The organism is Erwinia psychrophila (assembly GCF_039023475.1).
GTDB lineage: Bacteria > Pseudomonadota > Gammaproteobacteria > Enterobacterales > Enterobacteriaceae > Erwinia.
The window spans coordinates 372,684-393,250 of sequence record NZ_JBCHVB010000004.1; the positions used below are offsets into that span (position 1 = coordinate 372,684).

Below are 20,567 nucleotides of genomic sequence, written 5' to 3' on the forward strand. Positions count from 1 at the left end.
GCAGAAACACGTCGCCAGGTGAACGGTTAACCGGCAGTACAGCCGCTTCAGGACGGTTTCACGTTGCCAAGAATGACAGGTTTTTCTTTTACTTCTTCAACAGGGGCGTGAGGAGAAAAACGTTTTGCCCACATTGCGGTCAGGATCGGCACCACTATAGAGGTGACAATCACCGCCGTAGCGACCAGCGCCGTTGCTGCCGGTGCCATTGGTTTGAACGCCGGTACCATTTCAGCAATCAGCACCGGGGTCGCAACCGCCGCGCCGGCTGAACTTGATGCCGCAATCCCGGCGGTACCATTGCCGCCACCGATCAGTTTATCAGCGATGATCAGCGGGATACCCGTTATCACGATAACGCTGACGCCCAGCAGGCAGCCCAGCAGGCCGGTTTCCAGAATGACATTAAGGTTGATGGTGTTGCCCAGGGCAAAGCCAAAGAACGGGATCAGTGTATGGACAGCTTTGCTGAAAAACTCGCGCAAGTCGGGGTCAAGATTACCCAGCGCAAAGCCCACCAGGAACGGCAGTATCGCGCCAAGGAAAACGTGCGGCTCAAAGGAGGCGATACCGGCCGTACCGAGGATCACCATAGTCATCAGCGGGCCAGACTCCACGGACATCAGCACAAACGCGCCCGCTTCTTCCTTGCTGCCGTACTGCTGCATCAGGGAAGCATAGAGCCCGCCGTTGGTCATATCCATCGCAGCGACCAGCGCCAGGGTTGAGAGTCCGGCGAAAAAGCCCACCTCCACGCCGTGTTCCGGGATAATCCGGGAGGCAATAGCGGCCACAATCCATGCAGTAGCAATTTTCGTGACAACCAGCGTCCCGGATTTTCGCAGCACGGTGCCGGTCGCTTTCAGCTGGATTGAGGCACCCATGCAGAGGAACCAGACCGCCAGAATCGGCACGGTGCCGGTCATCAGGCCGTTGGTGAATGAACCAAAATATTTTCCTGCGCCGGGTGACAACGTATGGACAATTGCCCCGATAAAAAGCGGAACCAGCATCATCCCACCCGGGATTTTTTCAATAGCCTGTTTGATTTTCATAATAATAATCACTCATGTTAGTTTCAGGCGCGAGCGCGTCGTGCCGAAAGCGGAATAGTTACGAATAAATAACGTTACCAGGAGGTTAATTAAGAAAATCCATTCTCACTTTTAGTACCGCTTTTTTAATTTGCTGAGGGGTGTCCTTTACCGCGCACAAGGGCCGGTGTAATTCTTTTGGGAAAAAGATGACGAAGTTACCCGGCTGAAAATGCAGAAACTGTTCATTCGGAATAGCGTTGAAGAAAGCGATATCTTTTTCTTTAAGCTGATCGTTCTCCGGCGTGGCATGGCACTGCATAAGGCCATACCCCAGCACTTCCTCTCCCTCCAGCAAAATCTGCACATCAAGATAGCGATGATGCAGCTCCGCGGGACGCTGCGCATGGGGTTCCGTCAGCGGGCGTGAGATGAGCACAAAGGCGGCGTCACCTTCAATATCATAACGGCCTTCATCCGGCTGACGCTCGATAATGCTCAGCGCCTGTCCAATCAACGATTTAAGCTGGGGTGATACTCCCTGCACCTGCTGATAATCCTGAATAGTGGAAGCAATCATCTTTTATTCCATCAATATTAAGTTTTATTTGCAGCGGGTAGCCCGCTGCGGATGGCCTATCATAGCGGAACTCAAATGCGCATAACTGTGATCCCAGTCTAAATAAAAATACTTTTGAACTCTTTTTCCCATAAAAACGAAACGATGTTTCATTTTTAATATTTCAATTTTGTTAATTGAAAGTCGCTTTGTTGTTTTTTCTGTTTCTAATAAACGGGGTTAGCGTTAATGCGGTATATTAAGCAGATTATTCCTAACTTCCGGCGGGGTCTTTATTCTCTGGCCGTCTGGCTTGTCGTCTGTTCAACGCGGTACGCCGTCATGCGTTCAGGGCGAGCCGGATGGGAGGAAGATTGCATCGCTCACGGGGTGGCGTTAAGGTGAGGTTTCACTGGCCTCAGATAAGCAGTTAACACGCTATGAACTTTTCCGCCTTCGGAGAGAAATTTACGCGCCATTCAGGTATTGCGCGCCTGATGGAAGATATGGGTGAAGGATTACGCACGCCGGGTGCCGTCATGCTGGGCGGCGGCAATCCCGCCCAGATCCCCGCCATGAATGATTACTTTGTTCAGCTTTTGCAGCAGATGCACAGCGAGGGCAAGCTGGCTGAAGCGCTCTGTAATTACGATGGGCCACGGGGTAAGACCACACTGCTGGAATCGCTCTCCGCCCTGCTGCGTGACCAGCTGGGCTGGCAGATCGGCCCGGAGAATATCGCCCTGACCAACGGCAGCCAGAGCGCGTTCTTCTATCTTTTTAACCTTTACGCGGGACGGCGGGCCGACGGCAGCAAAAAGCATGTGCTTTTTCCGCTGGCACCGGAATATCTGGGTTATGCCGACGCTGGACTGGATGAGGACCTGTTTGTCTCCGCCCGTCCAGACATTGAAATGCTCCCGGAAGGTCAGTTCAAATATCATGTCGATTTTGAGCATTTATCTGTTACCGACGATACGGGGCTGATCTGTGTATCGCGCCCGACCAACCCGACCGGCAACGTCATTACCGATGAAGAGCTGATGAAGCTGGACGTGCTGGCGCAACAGCATGATATCCCGCTGCTGATCGATAATGCCTATGGCGTTCCTTTCCCCGGCATTATCTTCAGCGAGGCGCGTCCGCTGTGGAATCCCAACATTATCCTCTGTATGAGTCTCTCCAAGCTGGGGCTGCCTGGCGCGCGCTGCGGCATTATTATTGCCGATGAGAACATTATCTCTGCCATCAGCAATATGAACGGCATTATCAGCCTGGCGCCTGGCAGTATCGGCCCGGCGATCGCCAACGAAATGATCCAGCGTGGCGACCTGCTGCGGCTGTCGCAGGAGGTGATCAGGCCGTTCTATCTGGAGCGGGTTAAACAGACCATCGCCATTATTCGCCGCTATTTGCCAGAGGATCGCTGCCTGATTCATAAGCCTGAAGGGGCGATTTTTCTCTGGCTATGGTTCAAAGACCTGCCGGTTTCAACCGAAGTGCTCTATCAGCGCCTGAAGCTTCGCGGCGTACTGATGGTGCCCGGTCACTTCTTTTTTCCCGGCCTTGAACACGAATGGCCGCATACTCATCAGTGTATGCGCATGAACTATGTGCCGGAGAGTGACGTTATTGAGAAGGGGATTGTGATTCTGGCTGAGGAAGTTGAGCGGGCGCACCGGGAAGGATAAAAAAAGGGCCGCAGATTGCGGCCCTCATTTCGCTTATTACTTGAGAATTTCAATACGGCGCGGCTTGTTCTCTTCGGGGACAATGCGCTCCAGATCAATAGAGAGCAGGCCATTTTCCAGACGCGCGTCACGCACGTTAACGTGATCGGCCAGCTGGAATTTACGCTCAAAATTGCGCTCGGCGATCCCCTGGTAAAGATAGGTGCGTTCCTGCTGCTCCTCAGGATGGGAACCGCGGACGGTAAGCAGGTTGTCATGGGCGGTGATGTCCAGTTCGTTCTGGGCAAATCCGGCCACGGCAATGGTAATCCGGTACTGGTTTTCCGCTACCAGCTCAACGTTGTACGGAGGATATCCGCCGTTGCTCTGGCCCTGGCTGGTTGATTCCAGCAGGTTGATCAGACGGTCAAAACCGATAGAAGAACGGTATAAAGGTGCGAGGTCGAAATTACGCATGTTACGACTCCTGATTATCAGCGAGATAGTTTCAAACCCTCCACAATGGACGGGTCGCCGGTCACTCCACGCTGCCCTGTCGGCGCAGGCTTTGTGAACCTGATAATAAAATGGTGACGGGCACGAAAGTTTCAAGGGACCAAAACGCAAATTTTTTAACCATTGAGCTATGAATGGCATAAACTCAGGGAAGAATTCGTTGTACCAGTGCATGAGTCGCCACAGAGTGACCGGGACCTTCCCTGCATATCAACGATCGTAATCAGGGCGGCCCCGCCGCGACTGAAGGGATGATGAATATGATTGTACTTAAGACGTGCCGTTTCGCCGGCCTGCTGGCCTGCCTTTCCGTAGCCAGCACTACCGGATGTTCCAGCCTGATGTCTCACACAGGACCCGATCAGGGCTACTATCCCGGCACACGCGCCAGCTACGAGACCGTTACCAACGCGGACAGCGGGTGGGTGATGCGTCCTCTGGCCGCCGTTGATTTACCTTTTTCCGCCGTGATGGATACGCTGCTGCTGCCCTGGGATTATTACCGTTCCGGGAGTGATAAGGCGGCCGATTCCCCGCGTGAAAGGATACTGCGCAGCGAAAAACAGAACGGAACGGCCGCCAGCCTCGCCAATGCTGCGCCGCTGCGACCCTCCCATTCACTGCCTACTGCCGTCCCGTCCCGGCAATAAAGATCTGCTGATAGCCTCCGACGTTGCGCATATAGGCCACATGCCTGCCATCAGGTGAGCAGACGACCGCCTCCGCACAGGGCGCCTCAGGCGTCCGGGCGGTCAGACGCTGCATTTTCCCGGATGGCATCCCGCACAGCATCACGCTGTTGTCCTGAACCAGCGCTACCGCATCGCCATCGGGATGCCAGCTAAAGGCTGACTGAATATCGCTCTTCACCCGCGTTATCTGCCGGGACTCTCCGCCGTTTGGCGAGATGCACCACAGCTGCACCACGCCCGCGTCATCCTTCATCAGAAAGGCGATGTCACTGCCCGGGGGCGAACTGCGCAACCAGTGACGCGGTGCAGTAGCCAGGCCGGGAAAGGCGCGGTTGTGGGTAAACGTCAGCCTGCGCTGCTTCACCCCACGTGGCGGTGCGGGCAGGCGGGTATCCGTCCCCTCCAGCGGCGTATCGCCGGCCAGCGCATAGTCCGCCATCTTTTCCGGTAAATCGACGATAAAAACTTCCGGCACCGTGGCGCCGCTGGCGGCTTTGGTATCGCCAATAAACGCCAGCGCCCAGCGCTGACGCTGGCCGTCGGGCCGCAGGTAGCCCGCCGTGCCTGTCCATCCTTCTTCGTAAGCGCGGTTAATCTCATCGCTTCCCGGCAGTGGGGCGGAGGTTGTCTGCGTGACCAGCACGCAAAAGTGGCTGCCGTCATATTCGCGGGGATGCTGCTTTGGCGGGCAGACAGGATGCAAAGGTACCGCCACGCCGACGTTGCGCAGATCTTCCTTGCTGTCCAGTTCGTGCATCACATGATCGTTGTAGGTAAAGCTCAGCCGCGAGCCATCCGGGCTGAACACATGAACATGTGAACCGCCACGCAGCGCGCCGGGCGTATAGGGAGAAGTGATATCGCAGGCATCCAGATTTTCAGCATGACCATGCTGGATAATCACCCCACGACGGTGGTGGAAATCATATTTCCAGCTGGCGTCAGGGTGCTCTGGTCCGTGAATGCAGACATAGCGCGGCGGCAGATCGGGGCTGACGGTGACCACGCCTACATGCGCGCCATCCCTGGCCTGCCAGAGAATCTCCGCTTGTCCATTCAGGTTTACCCGCTCAATGGTCAGGCTGGTAAACGAGGCGCCGGACGGACGCACATCGTAGGCCAGCCACTGGCTGTCTGCGGTCCAGACATTGATATTTGTAAGCTGATGGTTCCGGTCATCAAAAGTCAGCTGTTTTTCACTCATTGTTGCTCACCCTTAGCCTTATCTGCTGCTAAGGGTAATGCATTCAGCGGCTTTCCGGTACTGGCGTGACCAGCGGCTGGCCGGCGAAAAAGGCGTTCACGTTCTCCATCACCCGCTGCGACATCGCTTTACGCGTTGACCAGGTGGCGCTCGCCATATGGGGCGTAATGACCACGTTTGCCCGATGCTGGAGCGCTTCCGGAACCTGCGGCTCCCGGCTGAACACATCCAGACCGGCGCCGCCCAGCGTTCCCGCTTCCAGAGCCGCAATCAGCGCTTCTTCATCCACGACGCTGCCCCGTCCTACATTGATCAGGATCCCTTCACTGCCTAACGCATCCATCACCTCACGGCTAATCAGGTGCCGGTTACCGGCCGTGCCCGGCACGCAGATCAGCAGATAATCGCTTTCCTGCGCCAGCGTAAGCAGATCGGGTTGATAAGCGTAACTGACATCTGGTAACGGCGAACGGTTGCAGTAGGCAATCGACATATCAAATGCCTGGGCGCGCTTCGCTACGGCCAGCCCAATGCGCCCCAGCCCGACGATACCCAGGCGTGCCCGTGACATTTTTCGCGTCCAGGGGTAGCTACCCTGCGACCACTTTCCCTGCTGGATAAACGTCTGAGCAGCCACGATCTGCCGCGATGTCGCCAGCATCAGGCCGAGCGCCAGATCGGCGACATCTTCCGTCAGCACGTCAGGCGTGTGCGTTACCGCCACCTTTTGCCGTTGCGCTGCCGGCATATCCACGCCGTCATAGCCGACGCCGAATACCGCCACCAGCGCCAGATTGGGTAACGATGCCATAAACTCAGCCGTTACCACGGCTTCACCGTTGGTCAGCACTACCTGAAATTCACCGGCCAGCCCGGCAAAATCGTCGCCGGTCAGCGCAGCGTATTCCACCACCTCATAGCGCGCCTGGAGCGCGGCCATCAGGGGTTCAGGCAGCGTCGCCTGCTTCAGTACTTTTGGTTTCATCTCAGCTCTCCGCAGCAGGGTGAGGGGCATTTTTCAGCGGGCGCGCCGGGCGGGAGACAATGATGCCAATCACGCCGCCCACGATCAGCGCTATCGCCACAATCAGTAAGCCGTAGTGATAGCTGTTAGTGACATCTTTGATTTTGCCGAGGATTGGCGGCAGGCCCAGCCCGACAAAATTGGCGACGGTATTGATAAAGGCGATCGAGGCCGCCGCCGCTACGCCCGCCAGTTTCTCGGTGGTCACCGCCCAGAAGATGGGCGTCAGCGCAAAGTTAAAGCCCACCGTCAGCACCAGCAACAGGTAAGACACCATGAGATTACCGGCATAAATCGCCACGGCCAGACAGAGGCCGGAGAGGATCAGCGGCAGGCCAAGGTGCCAGGAACGCTCGTTGGTCCGGTCAGAGTGACGGCCATTCAGATACATAAACAGACAGGCCATCACAAAAGGAACCGCCGAGAGCAGGCCTATCGCCAGGTTACTCTGTTCGGCCGCCATGCTTTTCACAATGAGCGGCATAAATAACGTAATGCCGATAGAGCCAAACGCCTGTAAAAACCACACCAGGCTCAGCAGCAGGACGGTTTTATCCTTCAGCGCGCGCAGCCAGCCGTGATTTTTGCCAATCTCGACGCCGACGTTGTCCTGCTGGAGCCGCTGGCGCAGCCAGGACTTCTGTTCACTGCTCAGCCACGCAGCCTGTTCCGGCGTATCAGGCAGACGCCACAGGACCAGACAACCGAGGATCACCGCGGGCAATCCTTCAAGCGCAAACAGCCAGCGCCAGCCGGCCACATCCGCGATACCGTGCAGATTCAGGAGCGCACCGGAGACAGGCAGGCCAATAATGGAAGCCGCCACCGATCCCATGTAAAAGAAGGACATCGCCCGTGCGCGGTTACTTTTTGGAAACCAGCAGGAGAGGTAATAAATGATCCCCGGCGCGAAGCCCGCCTCAGCCATACCGAGCAGAAAACGCATAACGTAAAGCTGGTTTGCGCTATGCACGAAAGCCATACCGGTACTGACAATTCCCCAGGTGATCATGATGCGCGCAATCCAGCGGCGGGCACCGACTTTCGTCATGATGATATTACTGGGGATCTCAAAAAGGATATAAGAGACGTAAAACATGCCGACACCCAGGCCGTACATGCTGGCCGACAGGCCAAGATCGGCGTTCATTTGCAGCGCGGCGATAGAAATATTGGTTTTATCGAGATTCGCCACAAAATAACAAATCATGATAAACGGGATAATTTTGGCATTGAGCTGCTGGAGCGTGGAGGAGTACAGGTCAGTGTTCATGATAACAACCTCGGTAGCGCCGTCGTTGAATGCGGGCAGCAGGAAGCCAGCCCGCGACGAACAGCAGGTGTTTATGAATGTATTTTTGTTTTACTTGTGGATTAAGGGAAATGCTGGCCGGGCAGCAAGTGAGCGCTTCCCGCTGCGCTTACCTCAGTAAGTGAGTGGGATGAGCTCTGGCCCGATGCGATTTACCATTCGGCGACAGCGCCATCCGGGAAGCGCCAGAGTGGATTGCGCCAGTCTGCCGTCTGCCGGCTGCGCTCGATCACCAGCTGTTCATCGATTTCAACACCAAGACCGGGTTTGGTCAGCGGAGCGAAGTGGCCGCCTCTGATGCTGAAGTCCTCTTTATTAACGACGTAGTCCAGCAGCTCAGCGCCCTGATTGTAGTGAATGCCCATACTCTGCTCCTGAAAGACGGCGTTGCGTGAAATAAAATCCACATGCAGGCAGGAGGCCAGCGCAATCGGGCCAAGCGGGCAGTGCGGGGCCAGCGCCACGTCATAAGCTTCTGCCATCGCCGCGATTTTATGACACTCGGTGATGCCGCCCGCATGGGAAAGGTCCGGCTGAAGAATGGCAAGTCCGCCCGCTTCCAGCACGCGTTTAAACTCAAAACGGGAATACATACGCTCGCCGGCCGCAATCGGCAAATGCGTCTGGGCGGCCAGTTTCGGATAATATTCCGCCTGTTCGGCCAGTACCGGCTCTTCGATAAACAGCGGACGGTACGGCTCCAGCTCTTTAATCAGCACTTTTGCCATTGGCGCACTGACGCGACCGTGAAAATCCAGGCCAAATTCAATATCCCTGCCGAAGACTTCACGGATCTGCGCAACGGTGTTTACCGCCGCATCGATTTTCAGCGAGCTGTCGATAATGCCCATCTCCGCACAGCCGTTCAGCTTAAAGGTGTCAAAGCCAATTGCCCGCAATTTTTCTATGCCGTTAATCACTTCCGCCGGGCGATCGCCCCCTACCCAGCTGTAAGCTTTTATCGTATCGCGCACCAGGCCGCCCAGCAGCTGCCAGACCGGCACGCCCAACACCTTGCCTTTAATGTCCCACAGCGCCTGATCGATGCCCGCAATGGCGCTCATCAGAATCGGGCCGCCACGGTAAAATCCGCCGCGATACATCACCTGCCATAAATCGTTAATGCGTGCCGGATCCTGCCCCACCAGCGAGTCCGAAAGCTCATGCACTGCCGCCTCCACGCTGCGGGCCCGTCCCTCAATGACCGGTTCACCCCAGCCCGTGACCCCCTCATCGGTTTCAATTTTGAGGAACATCCAGCGCGGCGGCAGGCGATACGTTGTCAGTTTCGTGATTTTCATTGAACGGCTTCCTTCCAGGCATTAACGAATGCGCGCGCCTGCTCACGGGTGCGGGAAACGGGCTGGCCGGCGCGATAGAGATCGCTGCCAAGCCCGGCACCTGCACAGCCTGCGGCCAGGAACGCGGAGAGATTGTCAGGCGTGACCCCACCGACGGCGAACACCGGTATGTCTGCGGGCAGCACCGCTTTCAGCGCGCTGATATAACCCGGGCCAAACGCCGATGCAGGGAAAATCTTCAGCGCCTGTGCGCCCGCTTTGAGCGCGGTGAAGGCCTCAGAGGCGGTTGCGCATCCTGCCGCAACGGTCATTCCTCTGGCAACGGCATGCCGGATAACCGCCACATCAACGTTTGGCGTGACCACCAGCTTGCTGTTTATTGCAGCCAGCCGGTCAACCTGTTCCGGCTCCAGTACCGTACCGGCACCAATCAGCGCCCTGTCGCTGAACTGGGTTACCATGCTGGCGATACTGAGATGCCAGTCCGGCGAATTGAGCGGAATTTCGATGGCGTCGAAACCCTCATCAATCAGCGTGGCGACATGCGCTTCGGCTTCTTCCGGTCGAATACCGCGTAAAATGGCGATCAGCGGTAGCTTAGTATTCCAGTTCATCTGCGATGCTCCTTATTCCATGCTGGAAAGCGCTATCACCCTCCAGCAACTCTGCCGTGAGGCCAGCAAAACGCAGCGCGCTCAGATAGCGTCCCGCCAGCGAACTACCGGCAATCACCGTAAGCGGCCCGGTGTTACCTGCCAGAAATGTTTTTGTCATCAGGGCCGCCTCATGACCAATCAGCACGCCTGAAAGGAAATCGCTGACCGATTCACGGCGACGGACGCCAAGCAGGTGCGCGGCACGTATTTCGAATAAGCGGGCAAGCAGGATGCTGTCGTTTGCACCCGTTTCAAGCCCCTGTTGAAATGCCTCTTCGTCATCTTGTTGGGCGGGCAACCCCATCCCGACCAGCGAATGATTCATCAGGATATGATGGAGTTCTCCGGTCATCAGGGTACGAAAATCCACGACTATGTCGCCTTCCGCCCTGACCCACTTACAGTGGGTGCCTGGCATCACGTAATGGCCCGCTGGCGCAAGCTGGATCGCGCCCATTAGCTGGGTTTCTTCGCCACGCATGACATTATGGTTATCCGCGCGTTCAAGGCTCAACCCGGGAACTATCCAGGCTTTTCCCTCCACCCTGACCAGCCGGGAAGGGATATCCTTCAGCGAGACGGGGCAGGCGAGATAAGGCGCGTTCTGCCAGCCTGCATTACTGCCTACCATGCCCGCCATCACCACCGGCAGGTCATTGACCGGCCAGCCCTGAGTAACGCTGGCGAAAACTTCCGCCGGCGTTTTCCCCTGTAGCCTCGTTACGCCCGCTTCAGAGCGTCGCGTTTCCTGGCACTCTCCGTTGGCGTAATACCAGGCGCGCAGGTTGGTGGAACCCCAGTCGATGGCGATGTAGCTGGTCACGTAATGTCCTTCATGCGTCGGGTTGAGCTGGCGATCATCGTTAAGGCTGCCTGTTCTGCGTCATCCGGCTTCTGGTGGCGAATCGCGTCAAACAGCGCCTTATGTTCCTGTAGCGTTTGGGGCATATTTTCGTTATCCGGCATATAAGTCCGTTCAAAAATAGCCTTCTGTAGCGAACTGATCGCCACGCCAAGCTGTTGCAGCACCGGATTGTGCACCGATTCAAGCACCGCTTTGTGATACTCAATGTCTGCCTGATTAAACGCATCCCTGTTGTCATGGTTTGCGATCATGGCATTCAGCGCAGTTTCAATATTTGCCAGATCGCCCGAGGTGGCCCGCCCGGCTGACCATCGCGCAATCTGCGGCTCAACAAGGTTACGCACTTCGCTCATGGCGGCAATTAGCCCTGGATCCCCATCGTGCTTCAGCGACCACTGCAAAACGTCGCTGTCGAGAAAATTCCACTCGCTGCGCTGGGTAACAAATGCGCCGCGATAGCGCTTCATTTCCACCAGCCGCTTCGCCATCAGCGAGCGAAACACCTCGCGGATAATATTGCGGGAGGTGCTGAAATGTTCACAAAGTTCAGCTTCGGCCGGTAGCGAGGCGCCGGGCGCATATTTGCCCGATACAATCTCTTCACCAAGCGTCAGAATAAGGCGATCCGTTTTACTGAGTTCGTCTTTCATGTTGCTCCTTGCCTTCCGGGATATTCCTGCTCACTTTACCGCTGTTCCCGGGGAACCCGCACGATTTACGTCTGGAAATGCGTTCTGCTTGATGGGGATATTGTAGTACCATGATAATAGATTGTACTACAATGCAGATCACAAAACGGACAATTCAGGTTTTTGCGACATTTGCGGCTGACCGGGAAAAGGCATGATGGCAGGTAAAAAAGCCCCGGCGCGACCGGGACTGGAGGGGTTAAAGCACAAACTTCTCAATGGCATGGGCCACGCCATCTTCCATATTGGTTTTGGTAATATACTGCGCAACAGCCTGCACCGATGCTATTGCATTACCCATCGCCACGCCGGTTCCGGCATATTCCAGCATAGCGATATCGTTTTCCTGATCGCCGAGAGTCATCACCTGCTCGCGTGAGAGACCTAAGCGTTCAGCAAGCGCCTTTACGCCGGCGCCTTTGTTGACGCGCTTATCCATAATCTCCAGGTAATAAGGCGAGCTTTTCATTATGGTGTAGCGCTCGCGGGCTTCCTGCGGGAGGCGGGCGATCGCCTCATCCAGCTTCTCGGGAGAATCGATCATCATAACTTTCGGAAAGGTGGTAGCGGGGTCCATCTCTTCCACGGCGCGATAGCGAAGCGGAATACCCGTCATGGCCGATTCGTGAACCGTATATTCACTGATGTCTTTGTTCGCGGTATAGAGCAGAGATTTCGTCAGGGCCTGAAAATGGACGCCAAGCTCGCGCGCCAGTTTTTCAAAATAGAGGTAATCATCAAAGTTCAGGGCAACTTCAGCGACGCACTCACCGGTTGCCGCATGCTGAACCAGCGCACCGTTATTGGTAATGCAGTACTGCCCCTCCTGCTGTAAATCCAGCTCCATCAGGTAGTTTTTTACGCCCACAAATGGCCTTCCGGTAGCCAGCACTATTGCCACCCCCTTGTCGCGAGCGGCCTGGATAGCCTGCTTCACGCGCGGCGTGATCTCATGCTGCGGATTAAGCAAGGTCCCATCCATATCAATCGCAATCAGTTTTATTGCCATAACGTCCTCGTCAGCTAACGGATTTATGCCCATGCTAGCGCGGTTCAGCGCAAAAAGACCAGCCCGCTACGGACAATAAACCGGGCGGAAAGAGTAGCCTTAACCGCAACTTTGCGCGTAAAGTACCAACAGTTATTATCACATCAGGGAATGACACAGGCGTAGCGCATTTCCGGTAAGTTGCTTACGGATAAGACAGCTTGTTTTGCAGGTGTAGCGAAGCACTGCCAGAGAGTAATAACCCGCTGCACTGTATTCCAGCTGCTGGCAGCCGTTAGCGGACAGGATCCCACCCTCCCGGACGGGTCAGGGGAAGCAGTTTCAAGGAGGAAAAATAATGAATATTCTGATCGTCAGCAGAGATAATTTCTTTATTTCTGGCACCATCTGTCTGATTACACGCGTCTGGCCCCGCAGCAGAGATGATAACCCCGTTTTTATCATTTCTCAGCCCGATGCGTCTCCGCTCACGCCGGATCTGATTATCAGCGATGTTAACCGGTTGATGCCTGGCATTTCTCATCCCCGCCTGACCAACCGTGTTCCCCGGCGACACGTAACGGTATACCTCGCCGCACAGTGTGAGTGTGGTCCTGGCAGTATCTGCCCGCTACACAATTTCCGCATTGAAAAACACAACGCGGGAGAAGCATTGATGATGCTGTTCTGTCACCATCTTAATGGCGTATTTGTGCAAAGCCATCAACCCTGCCGGCAGGCGAAACACAGCCTCAGCAAGCAGCAGGCGATGGTGGTGAAATATACCCGTCAGGGTATGTCGCTGACCGATATCTCCCGTCTGACCCACCTGAGCGTTAAAACGATCAGCACCCACAAGCGGGCGGTCATGCGTAAGCTGGGAATGAAAAATAACAGTGAGTTTTATCAGTATGCGCTGGAGGACCCCAGGCACGTTTAGCGTGGCGGGCGGAGCCTGTAAAAAAGGCAGATCGGACGATCTGCCTGAGCGTGTTGCCAGATGCCTGTTGCCGCCATCCGGCCCGATCGTAACGCCATGAATGGCGTCATCCTGACAGCCTCCATGCCGATCGTGGCGCAGAGCGCCTGAAGGCTCTCGCCCGGCGCCCTGCGTTTTACCCGCCGTCAGATATCGATATTGGCGGCTTTCAGCGCATTTTCTTCAATGAAGGCGCGGCGTGGCTCAACCGCATCGCCCATCAGCGTGGTAAACAGCTGATCGGCGGCGATCGCGTCCTTCACCGTCACGCGCAGCATGCGGCGGCTGTCAGGATCCATGGTGGTTTCCCACAGCTGCTCCGGATTCATCTCGCCCAGCCCTTTATAGCGCTGTACGGAAAGTCCCCGGCGCGACTCTTTCACCAGCCATTCCATCGCCTGTTCAAAGCTGTCAATCGGCTGACGGCGCTCGCCGCGCTCGATAAACGCATCTTCTTCAAGCAGGCCGCGCAGTTTTTCACCCAGCGTACTGATTTTACGGTATTCACCGCCCGTCACGAACTCGTTATCCAGCGGATGATCGGTGTCCACGCCGTGGGTACGGATACGTAAAACCGGCTCGAAAATACCCAGCTCCAGGTTTTCACGTACCAGACCGCTGTAGGTGCTGCCGTGCTGTTCGTTGTCATTCAGACGCGTGACCAGGCTCTCCAGCCAGTTCTGTACCCCAGCTTCAGTAGAGAGATCGCTCAGCGTGGCATGGTAGATCAGCGCGTTCAGCAGCGCCGTTGGATAGCGGCGTTCCATACGCTTGATCATTTTGCGCGTGCTGTTGAACTCGGCCACCAGGCTCTCCAGCGGCGCGCCGCCCAGCGCAGGCGCGCTGCCGTTGGTGTGCAGCGTGGCACCGTCGAGCGCGATCGAAATCTGGTATTGGTCCATCGCTTCATCATCCTTGATGTACTGCTCCTGCTTGCCTTTCTTCACTTTATAGAGCGGCGGCTGGGCAATATAGACATGGCCACGCTCAATGATTTCCGGCATCTGACGGTAGAAGAAGGTCAGCAGCAGCGTACGGATGTGCGAGCCATCGACGTCCGCATCGGTCATGATGATAATGCTGTGATAGCGCAGCTTGTCGGGATTGTACTCGTCACGGCCAATGCCGCAGCCCAGCGCGGTGATAAGCGTTGCCACTTCCTGCGACGCCAGCATTTTGTCGAAGCGCGCCTTCTCCACGTTAAGGATCTTGCCTTTCAGCGGCAGAATAGCCTGGTTTTTACGGTTGCGGCCCTGCTTGGCTGAACCGCCCGCCGAGTCCCCTTCCACCAGGTAGATTTCAGAGAGCGCCGGGTCGCGCTCCTGGCAATCCGCCAGCTTGCCCGGCAGTCCGGCCAGATCCAGCGCGCCTTTACGACGCGTCATTTCACGGGCGCGGCGTGCCGCTTCGCGCGCGCGCGCAGCGTCAATGATTTTGCCGACAACGATTTTCGCATCGCCGGGATGCTCCAGCAGGTATTCCGCCAGCAGTTCATTCATCTGCTGCTCAACCGCTGATTTCACCTCAGAGGAGACCAGCTTATCTTTGGTCTGTGAGGAAAACTTAGGATCCGGCACCTTCACGGAGACGACGGCAATCAGGCCTTCACGCGCGTCGTCACCGGTCGCGCTGACTTTGGCTTTTTTGCTGTAGCCTTCTTTGTCCATGTAGGCGTTCAGGGTACGGGTCATCGCGGCGCGGAAGCCAGCCAGGTGCGTACCGCCGTCACGCTGCGGAATGTTGTTGGTAAAGCAGTAAATGTTTTCCTGGAACCCGTCGTTCCACTGCAGCGCGACTTCCACGCCAATGCCATCTTTCTCAGTAGAGAAATAGAACACATTCGGGTGAATAGGCGTTTTGTTTTTGTTCAGGTACTCAACGAAAGCTTTGATGCCGCCTTCATAGTGATAATGATCCTGTTTGCCGTCACGCTTGTCTTCCAGCTTGATGGAAACGCCGGAGTTCAGGAAGGAGAGCTCGCGCAGACGCTTCGCCAGAATTTCATATTCGAAATCGGTGACGTTGGTAAAGGTTTGATGGCTTGGCCAGAAGCGCACATGGGTCCCGGTCAGATCCGTTTCACCCGACACGCTCAGCGGGGCCTGTGGCACGCCGTGAACGTAAACCTGCTGGTGAACTTTGCCTTCACGACGGATGGTCAGCTCAAGCTTTTCGGACAGGGCGTTAACCACCGAGACGCCAACACCGTGCAGACCGCCGGAAACTTTATAAGAGTTATCATCAAATTTACCGCCTGCGTGCAGCACGGTCATGATCACTTCCGCAGCAGAAACGCCCTCTTCCTCGTGGATTCCGGTAGGAATACCACGTCCATCATCCTGAACGGAGACGGAGTTGTCCGCGTGAATAGTGACAAGGATATCTTTACAGTGACCGGCGAGTGCTTCGTCAATGGCGTTATCCACAACCTCGAATACCATGTGATGCAGACCGGTGCCGTCATCCGTATCGCCGATATACATACCCGGGCGCTTGCGTACCGCATCCAGCCCTTTTAGAACTTTGATACTTGAGGAGTCATAAGAATTCGACATCGACGTTTCTCGCTCATTTAATCTTCAGGTTGAACCGTTATTTTACCTTGTTCCACGTGGAACATCTTGCCCTTTTCGTCAGCCATGTCGAACACGTGCTCGGCACCAATGGCGCTGACAAAAACCTGGGCATGCGTGGCCTTCAGGCGCGACGCCAGCAGGTGGCGACGCGTCTCGTCCAGCTCGGAGGCAAAATCGTCTATCAGATACAGGCAACGTCGCCCGCTCTGTCGGGTGAGAAACTCACCCTGCGCCAGTCTCAGGGCGCACATCAGCAGCTTTAACTGGCCGCGTGACAGTAAATCTTCGACCGGCGTACCGTCGGCGCGAATGCGGAAATCGGCCTTATGCGGCCCGCTGGCGGTGTAGGTCAGCGCCCGATCGCGCTCAAACTGGCGCTCAAGCAGCTCGAAGTAATCCGTTTCTTTATCCCAGCCGCGCTGAAAGGAGAAGCTGAGCTGGAACTCCGGTAAAAACTGGGCGCAGGTGGCGCTGATATCTTCAGCAATGGCCTCGCTGTAGGCGGCCCGCCAGCGGCTAATCTGCTCGGCCAGCGGGGCCAGCTCCTGATCCCATGCCCGGATTTGCTGGTAGCGGGATACCTGGCGAAGCGCGGCGTTACGCTGCTTAAGCAGGCGGCGCAGATTGCTCCAGGCGGTAAAAAAGCCCGGCTCGTTGTGGAAACATCCCCAGTCTACGTAGGCGCGGCGATATTTCGGACCGCCGTTAAGCAGCGTAAAGCCTTCGGGCGTGATCAGCTGCATCGGCAACATCTGGGCAAGCTCGGCCACTTTGTGTCCGTCGCTGCCGTCGATGCGCACCTTGCTCTCGCCCGCCCTGTTTTTGGTGAGGCCGATAGCGGTCTCCCGCTCGCCGCCGTCAAGGCGGCCGTGCAGCACAAAGGCATCCTGTTCATGGCGGATGACGCGTCCTGCCTGAAGGCTGCGAAACGCGCGCCCGTGGCCCAGCGTATAGATAGCCTCAAGCACGCTGGTTTTTCCGCTGCCGTTCGCCCCAACCAGAAAGTTGAAGCCGGGCGCCAGCGCCAGATCCGCGTTTTCAATATTACGAAAGTCTTTGATAAGCAGGCGGGTTAAAGCCATGAATCAGTCCAGCGTGAAGGGCGGAAAGAGTTATTTCGCCTGACCCTGCGATCCAGGGCGTCAACGGCGAAGCTGGTTCGCGCACGACCAGCGCGCAGACCCTGGGAGCATACTGAAGTATGTGACCAGGGGCGAGCACTGCCCGGGCGCGAACCAGCGAGTAAGTTAGCCCGATATATTTTACAAGCGCATTGGCATCACAACATAGGCCGCCGACTGGCTTGCCGCGTCTTCAATCTGAACGCTGGAAACGGAGTCCGTCAGCAGCAGCCGCACGTTTTCACACTTCAGCGCATTGAGCACGTCCAGCACGTAGCTTACGTTAAAGCCAATTTCGAGGTCGGTGCCGCCGTAATTGACGTCAAGGATCTCTTCCGCCTCTTCCTGCTCTGGGTTATTTGCGGTGATTTTTAGCTGATTTTCGCTGATATAGAGGCGCACGCCGCGGAACTTCTCGTTAGAGAGAATGGCCGCACGGGCAAAGGCCTGCTTCAGCAGATCGCAGCCCGCATCCAGCGTTTTATCGGGGCTTTTCGGCAGCACGCGGCGGTAGTCCGGGAAGCGGCCATCCACCAGCTTGGAGGTGAAGATAAAGTCGCCGACGTGCGCGCGGATATTGTTACTGCCGATCTGCACCTGCATCGGCGTCTCGCCGCCATCCAGCAGGCGAACCAGTTCGATCACGCCTTTGCGCGGCACAATGACCGAATGGTCCGGCAGAGACTGCCCTACTGGCATGGAACAGACCGCCAGACGGTGACCATCTGTGGCCACCGTGCGCAGCTCTTCGCCTTCGGTCTCAAACAGCATCCCGTTGAGATAGTAGCGAACATCCTGATGCGCCATGGAGAACTGCGTCGCCTCAATCAGGCGTTTCATGGTGGCCTGCGGCAGGGTGAATTCAACCTCGCTCTGCCAGTCATCCAGATTGGGGAAGTCGCTGGCCGGCAGCGTGGAGAGGGAAAAACGGCTGCGTCCGGAACGCACCAGCATCCTTTCCCCGTCCAGGCTTACCGTTATTTCCGCCCCTTCGGGCAGGCCACGGCAGATATCAAAAAACTTGCGCGCCGGTACGGTGGTCGCGCCCGGCTCATGGGCCTGCGTCAGCGCGACGCGGGCGACCATTTCCATCTCTAAATCGGTACCGGTCAGCAGCAGCGTGCCTTCATTCACCTGCAGCAGCAAATTGCCGAGGATAGGTAACGTTGGCCGGCCGCCAAGAGGGCTGCTGACCTGCTGTAATGGCTTGAGTAAATGCTCGCGTTCTATAATAAATTTCATAGCGTCAGGAAGATAATGTTCTGATTAAATTGGAGAAATCTTCTTTAATATCGTGACTCTCTTCACGCAGCTGCTCGATTTTACGACAGGCATGCAGCACCGTAGTGTGGTCACGACCCCCGAAAGCATCACCGATTTCCGGCAAACTGTGGTTGGTCAGCTCCTTCGCCATCGCCATCGCCATCTGGCGCGGGCGGGCCACGGAGCGGGAGCGGCGCTTGGAAAGCAAGTCGGCCACTTTGATTTTATAGTACTCGGCCACCGTCTTCTGGATATTGTCGATGGTGACCAGCTTCTCCTGAAGCGCCAGCAGGTCGCGCAGCGCCTCGCGGACAAAGTCGATGGTGATCGCGCGCCCGGTAAAGTTGGCGTTGGCGATCACGCGGTTCAGCGCCCCTTCCAGCTCACGCACGTTAGAACGCAGGCGTTTGGCAATAAAGAACGCGACTTCGCCCGGCAGCCGGATGTCATTTTCATCCGCCTTTTTCATCAGGATCGCCACGCGCGTTTCCAGCTCAGGCGGCTCGATCGCCACCGTCAGGCCCCAGCCAAAGCGCGACTTAAGACGATCTTCCACCCCGTTGATCTCTTTCGGGTAGCGATCCGAGGTCAGAATGATCTGCTGATTGCCTTCCAGCAGCGCGTTAAAGGTATGGAAAAACTCTTCCTGCGAGCGCTCTTTATTGGCAAAGAACTGAATGTCATCGATAAGGAGCGCGTCAACCGAACGGTAATAGCGCTTAAACTCTTCAATAGCGTTGTTTTGCAGGGCCTTAACCATGTCCTGCACAAAACGCTCGGAGTGCATGTAAACCACTTTCGCATTTGGCTTGCGCGCCATAATGCCGTTGCCTACCGCGTGCAGAAGGTGCGTTTTACCCAGACCCGTCCCGCCATACAGAAAGAGAGGGTTGTAGGCGCCGCCCGGATTATCCGCAACCTGACGGGCGGCCGCACGGGCCAGCTGGTTTGATTTACCTTCCACGAAGTTATCGAAATTATGCTTGGTATTGACGTTTGAGCGGTAGGAGAGCTCTGCCGGTGCCGGCATGCTGTCCCAGCTCGGGCGCATGGGTGCCGGACGGGCACCTGCCGGCGGCGCACTGGACTGCGCGCTCGCCATGACCGGCTGACTGATCTGACGGGTGACAGGTTTACTGCCCACCTCGAAACGCAGCAGAGGCACGTCACTGCCGCAAAAATCATTCAACAACGCGTTGATATTATTGAGGTATTTATCCCTAACCCAGTCGAGCACAAAGCGATTTGGTGCATACAAGGCCAGCGTATTGTCGTTTAATTCGGCCTGCAATGGACGTATCCACATGCTGAATTCAGTGGCAGGTAGTTCGTCCTGCAAACGGGCAAGGCACTGTTGCCAAAGCGTAAGTGACACGGCGGACTCCACTCGAAAAAATTCGATAAGAAAAAAGGCGCTGAAGCGATAAATTCATCATTGTTGACGCATGCAGATGACGCACATACGAACCGCTATCCGCGGTTGCTCCGCCGCTGACTGACCCGGAGGATCGCAAGCGGAAGGGCGGATCATAGCGTAAAGCGCGGCAGAGATCTTCACTTTCTACACAGTTTTGATCCAATTTATCCACAGGCCTGCGCAGCGAGGATAAGTTTACGCTACCTGCCTTAAAAGGCATTGCGGATCCTCCGCAATGGTTAAAATTTAACGGTGCCGTCACGTTATTATCGCAACGGCACTGTAACGGGATCGGCGGAAGATCCCCAACGATCCTTGCGCTTTATTTTAGAGACCGTATAATTCTTGCCCCGGCGTGTTGCGCTCTGGCCCGAACCGGCTGGTTTTGCGGTCGAACGGGATATCCAGACGCGACTTTAGCGCGAAGTGAATTGACTCCGGACTGTACAATTATTACAATCCCGCCTCTTTATTAAAGACACACTGAGGCGTCGGTCGGTTTTCTGACCATAAAAGCGCGTCACCAAGTGAAATTTTCCAAGTTTAGGTAGAAATCGCCATGAAACGCACTTTTCAACCGTCCGTACTGAAGCGCAACCGTTCACACGGTTTCCGTGCTCGTATGGCAACAAAAAATGGTCGTCAGGTTCTGGCACGTCGTCGTGCTAAAGGCCGTTCACGTCTGACCGTTTCTAAGTAAT

At 56.1% G+C, this 20,567-nt stretch carries 19 protein-coding genes; 4 read left to right on the forward strand and 15 right to left on the reverse strand.

The window, feature by feature from the left end; genetic code table 11:
- Positions 1–47 precede the first annotated feature (47 nt).
- Together kdgT and AAH446_RS12795 are read right to left on the reverse strand one after the other, a co-directional pair.
- Complete coding sequence (gene kdgT, locus AAH446_RS12790; protein WP_342907057.1) at positions 48–1,055, reverse strand: 2-keto-3-deoxygluconate transporter; 1,008 nt, start codon at positions 1,053–1,055, stop codon at positions 48–50.
- An 85-nt stretch (positions 1,056–1,140) separates the two neighbouring features.
- On the reverse strand, positions 1,141–1,614 hold the full coding sequence (locus AAH446_RS12795) for a NanQ anomerase/TabA/YiaL family protein (protein WP_342907058.1): 474 nt from the start codon (positions 1,612–1,614) through the stop codon (positions 1,141–1,143).
- A gap of 419 nt (positions 1,615–2,033) precedes the next feature.
- On the opposite strand from AAH446_RS12795, the gene AAH446_RS12800 reads away from it, so the two are divergent.
- On the forward strand, positions 2,034–3,284 hold the full coding sequence (locus AAH446_RS12800; protein ID WP_342907059.1) for a valine--pyruvate transaminase: 1,251 nt from the start codon (positions 2,034–2,036) through the stop codon (positions 3,282–3,284).
- Between the two features lie 36 nt (positions 3,285–3,320).
- On the opposite strand, the gene ibpA is transcribed toward AAH446_RS12800, so the two are convergent.
- Positions 3,321–3,740, reverse strand: coding sequence for a small heat shock chaperone IbpA (ibpA, locus tag AAH446_RS12805; RefSeq protein WP_342907060.1), 420 nt, complete (start codon positions 3,738–3,740; stop codon positions 3,321–3,323).
- 299 nt (positions 3,741–4,039) lie between these two features.
- On the opposite strand from ibpA, the gene AAH446_RS12810 reads away from it, so the two are divergent.
- Entirely contained in the window at positions 4,040–4,429 is a 390-nt protein-coding gene (locus AAH446_RS12810) for a YceK/YidQ family lipoprotein (protein ID WP_342907061.1), read from the forward strand.
- On the opposite strand, the gene AAH446_RS12815 is transcribed toward AAH446_RS12810, so the two are convergent.
- From AAH446_RS12815 to yidA, 8 genes are all read right to left on the reverse strand, one after another.
- Positions 4,404–5,675 carry a DUF3748 domain-containing protein gene (locus AAH446_RS12815; protein ID WP_342907062.1) on the reverse strand — a complete coding sequence of 424 codons (1,272 nt, stop codon included), beginning with the start codon at positions 5,673–5,675 and terminating at the stop codon, positions 4,404–4,406. The genes AAH446_RS12810 and AAH446_RS12815 overlap by 26 nt on opposite strands.
- 43 nt (positions 5,676–5,718) lie before the next feature.
- A complete protein-coding gene (locus AAH446_RS12820) occupies positions 5,719–6,660 on the reverse strand; it encodes a 2-hydroxyacid dehydrogenase (protein ID WP_342907063.1) in 942 nt (313 codons plus the stop codon).
- Between the two features lies 1 nt (position 6,661).
- Positions 6,662–7,972, reverse strand: coding sequence for an MFS transporter (locus tag AAH446_RS12825; protein WP_342907064.1), 1,311 nt, complete (start codon positions 7,970–7,972; stop codon positions 6,662–6,664).
- A 191-nt stretch (positions 7,973–8,163) separates the two neighbouring features.
- A complete protein-coding gene (gene dgoD, locus AAH446_RS12830) occupies positions 8,164–9,312 on the reverse strand; it encodes a galactonate dehydratase (protein ID WP_342907065.1) in 1,149 nt (382 codons plus the stop codon).
- Positions 9,309–9,926, reverse strand: a complete 618-nt coding sequence (locus tag AAH446_RS12835; protein WP_342907066.1) for a 2-dehydro-3-deoxy-6-phosphogalactonate aldolase — start codon at positions 9,924–9,926, stop codon at positions 9,309–9,311. Before AAH446_RS12835 ends, dgoD begins: the two co-directional genes overlap by 4 nt.
- Positions 9,910–10,791, reverse strand: a complete 882-nt coding sequence (locus AAH446_RS12840) for a 2-dehydro-3-deoxygalactonokinase (protein ID WP_342907067.1) — start codon at positions 10,789–10,791, stop codon at positions 9,910–9,912. Before AAH446_RS12840 ends, AAH446_RS12835 begins: the two co-directional genes overlap by 17 nt.
- A complete protein-coding gene (locus tag AAH446_RS12845; RefSeq protein ID WP_342907068.1) occupies positions 10,788–11,483 on the reverse strand; it encodes a FadR/GntR family transcriptional regulator in 696 nt (231 codons plus the stop codon). Before AAH446_RS12845 ends, AAH446_RS12840 begins: the two co-directional genes overlap by 4 nt.
- Before the next feature lie 238 nt (positions 11,484–11,721).
- Positions 11,722–12,531, reverse strand: coding sequence for a sugar-phosphatase (gene yidA / locus AAH446_RS12850; protein WP_342907069.1), 810 nt, complete (start codon positions 12,529–12,531; stop codon positions 11,722–11,724).
- Positions 12,532–12,868: 337 nt separating this feature from the next.
- Between yidA and AAH446_RS12855 the strand changes: the two genes are divergently transcribed.
- Positions 12,869–13,450: a helix-turn-helix transcriptional regulator gene (locus tag AAH446_RS12855; RefSeq protein WP_342907070.1), complete on the forward strand. Its 582-nt coding sequence runs from the start codon at positions 12,869–12,871 to the stop codon at positions 13,448–13,450.
- 185 nt (positions 13,451–13,635) lie between these two features.
- Here the strand turns inward: AAH446_RS12855 and gyrB are convergent, their stop codons facing one another.
- The 4 genes from gyrB to dnaA all read right to left on the reverse strand — a co-directional run bounded on the left by gyrB (position 13,636) and on the right by dnaA (position 19,824).
- On the reverse strand, positions 13,636–16,044 hold the full coding sequence (gene gyrB / locus AAH446_RS12860) for a DNA topoisomerase (ATP-hydrolyzing) subunit B (protein ID WP_342907071.1): 2,409 nt from the start codon (positions 16,042–16,044) through the stop codon (positions 13,636–13,638).
- A gap of 17 nt (positions 16,045–16,061) precedes the next feature.
- A complete protein-coding gene (gene recF, locus AAH446_RS12865) occupies positions 16,062–17,147 on the reverse strand; it encodes a DNA replication/repair protein RecF (RefSeq protein ID WP_342907072.1) in 1,086 nt (361 codons plus the stop codon).
- A 180-nt stretch (positions 17,148–17,327) separates the two neighbouring features.
- A complete protein-coding gene (dnaN, locus tag AAH446_RS12870; protein ID WP_342907073.1) occupies positions 17,328–18,428 on the reverse strand; it encodes a DNA polymerase III subunit beta in 1,101 nt (366 codons plus the stop codon).
- Positions 18,429–18,432: 4 nt separating this feature from the next.
- Positions 18,433–19,824 carry a chromosomal replication initiator protein DnaA gene (gene dnaA / locus AAH446_RS12875; protein WP_342907074.1) on the reverse strand — a complete coding sequence of 464 codons (1,392 nt, stop codon included), beginning with the start codon at positions 19,822–19,824 and terminating at the stop codon, positions 18,433–18,435.
- Positions 19,825–20,425: 601 nt separating this feature from the next.
- On the opposite strand from dnaA, the gene rpmH reads away from it, so the two are divergent.
- Positions 20,426–20,566 carry a 50S ribosomal protein L34 gene (gene rpmH, locus AAH446_RS12880; RefSeq protein WP_003849659.1) on the forward strand — a complete coding sequence of 47 codons (141 nt, stop codon included), beginning with the start codon at positions 20,426–20,428 and terminating at the stop codon, positions 20,564–20,566.
- Position 20,567: the final 1 nt, after the last annotated feature.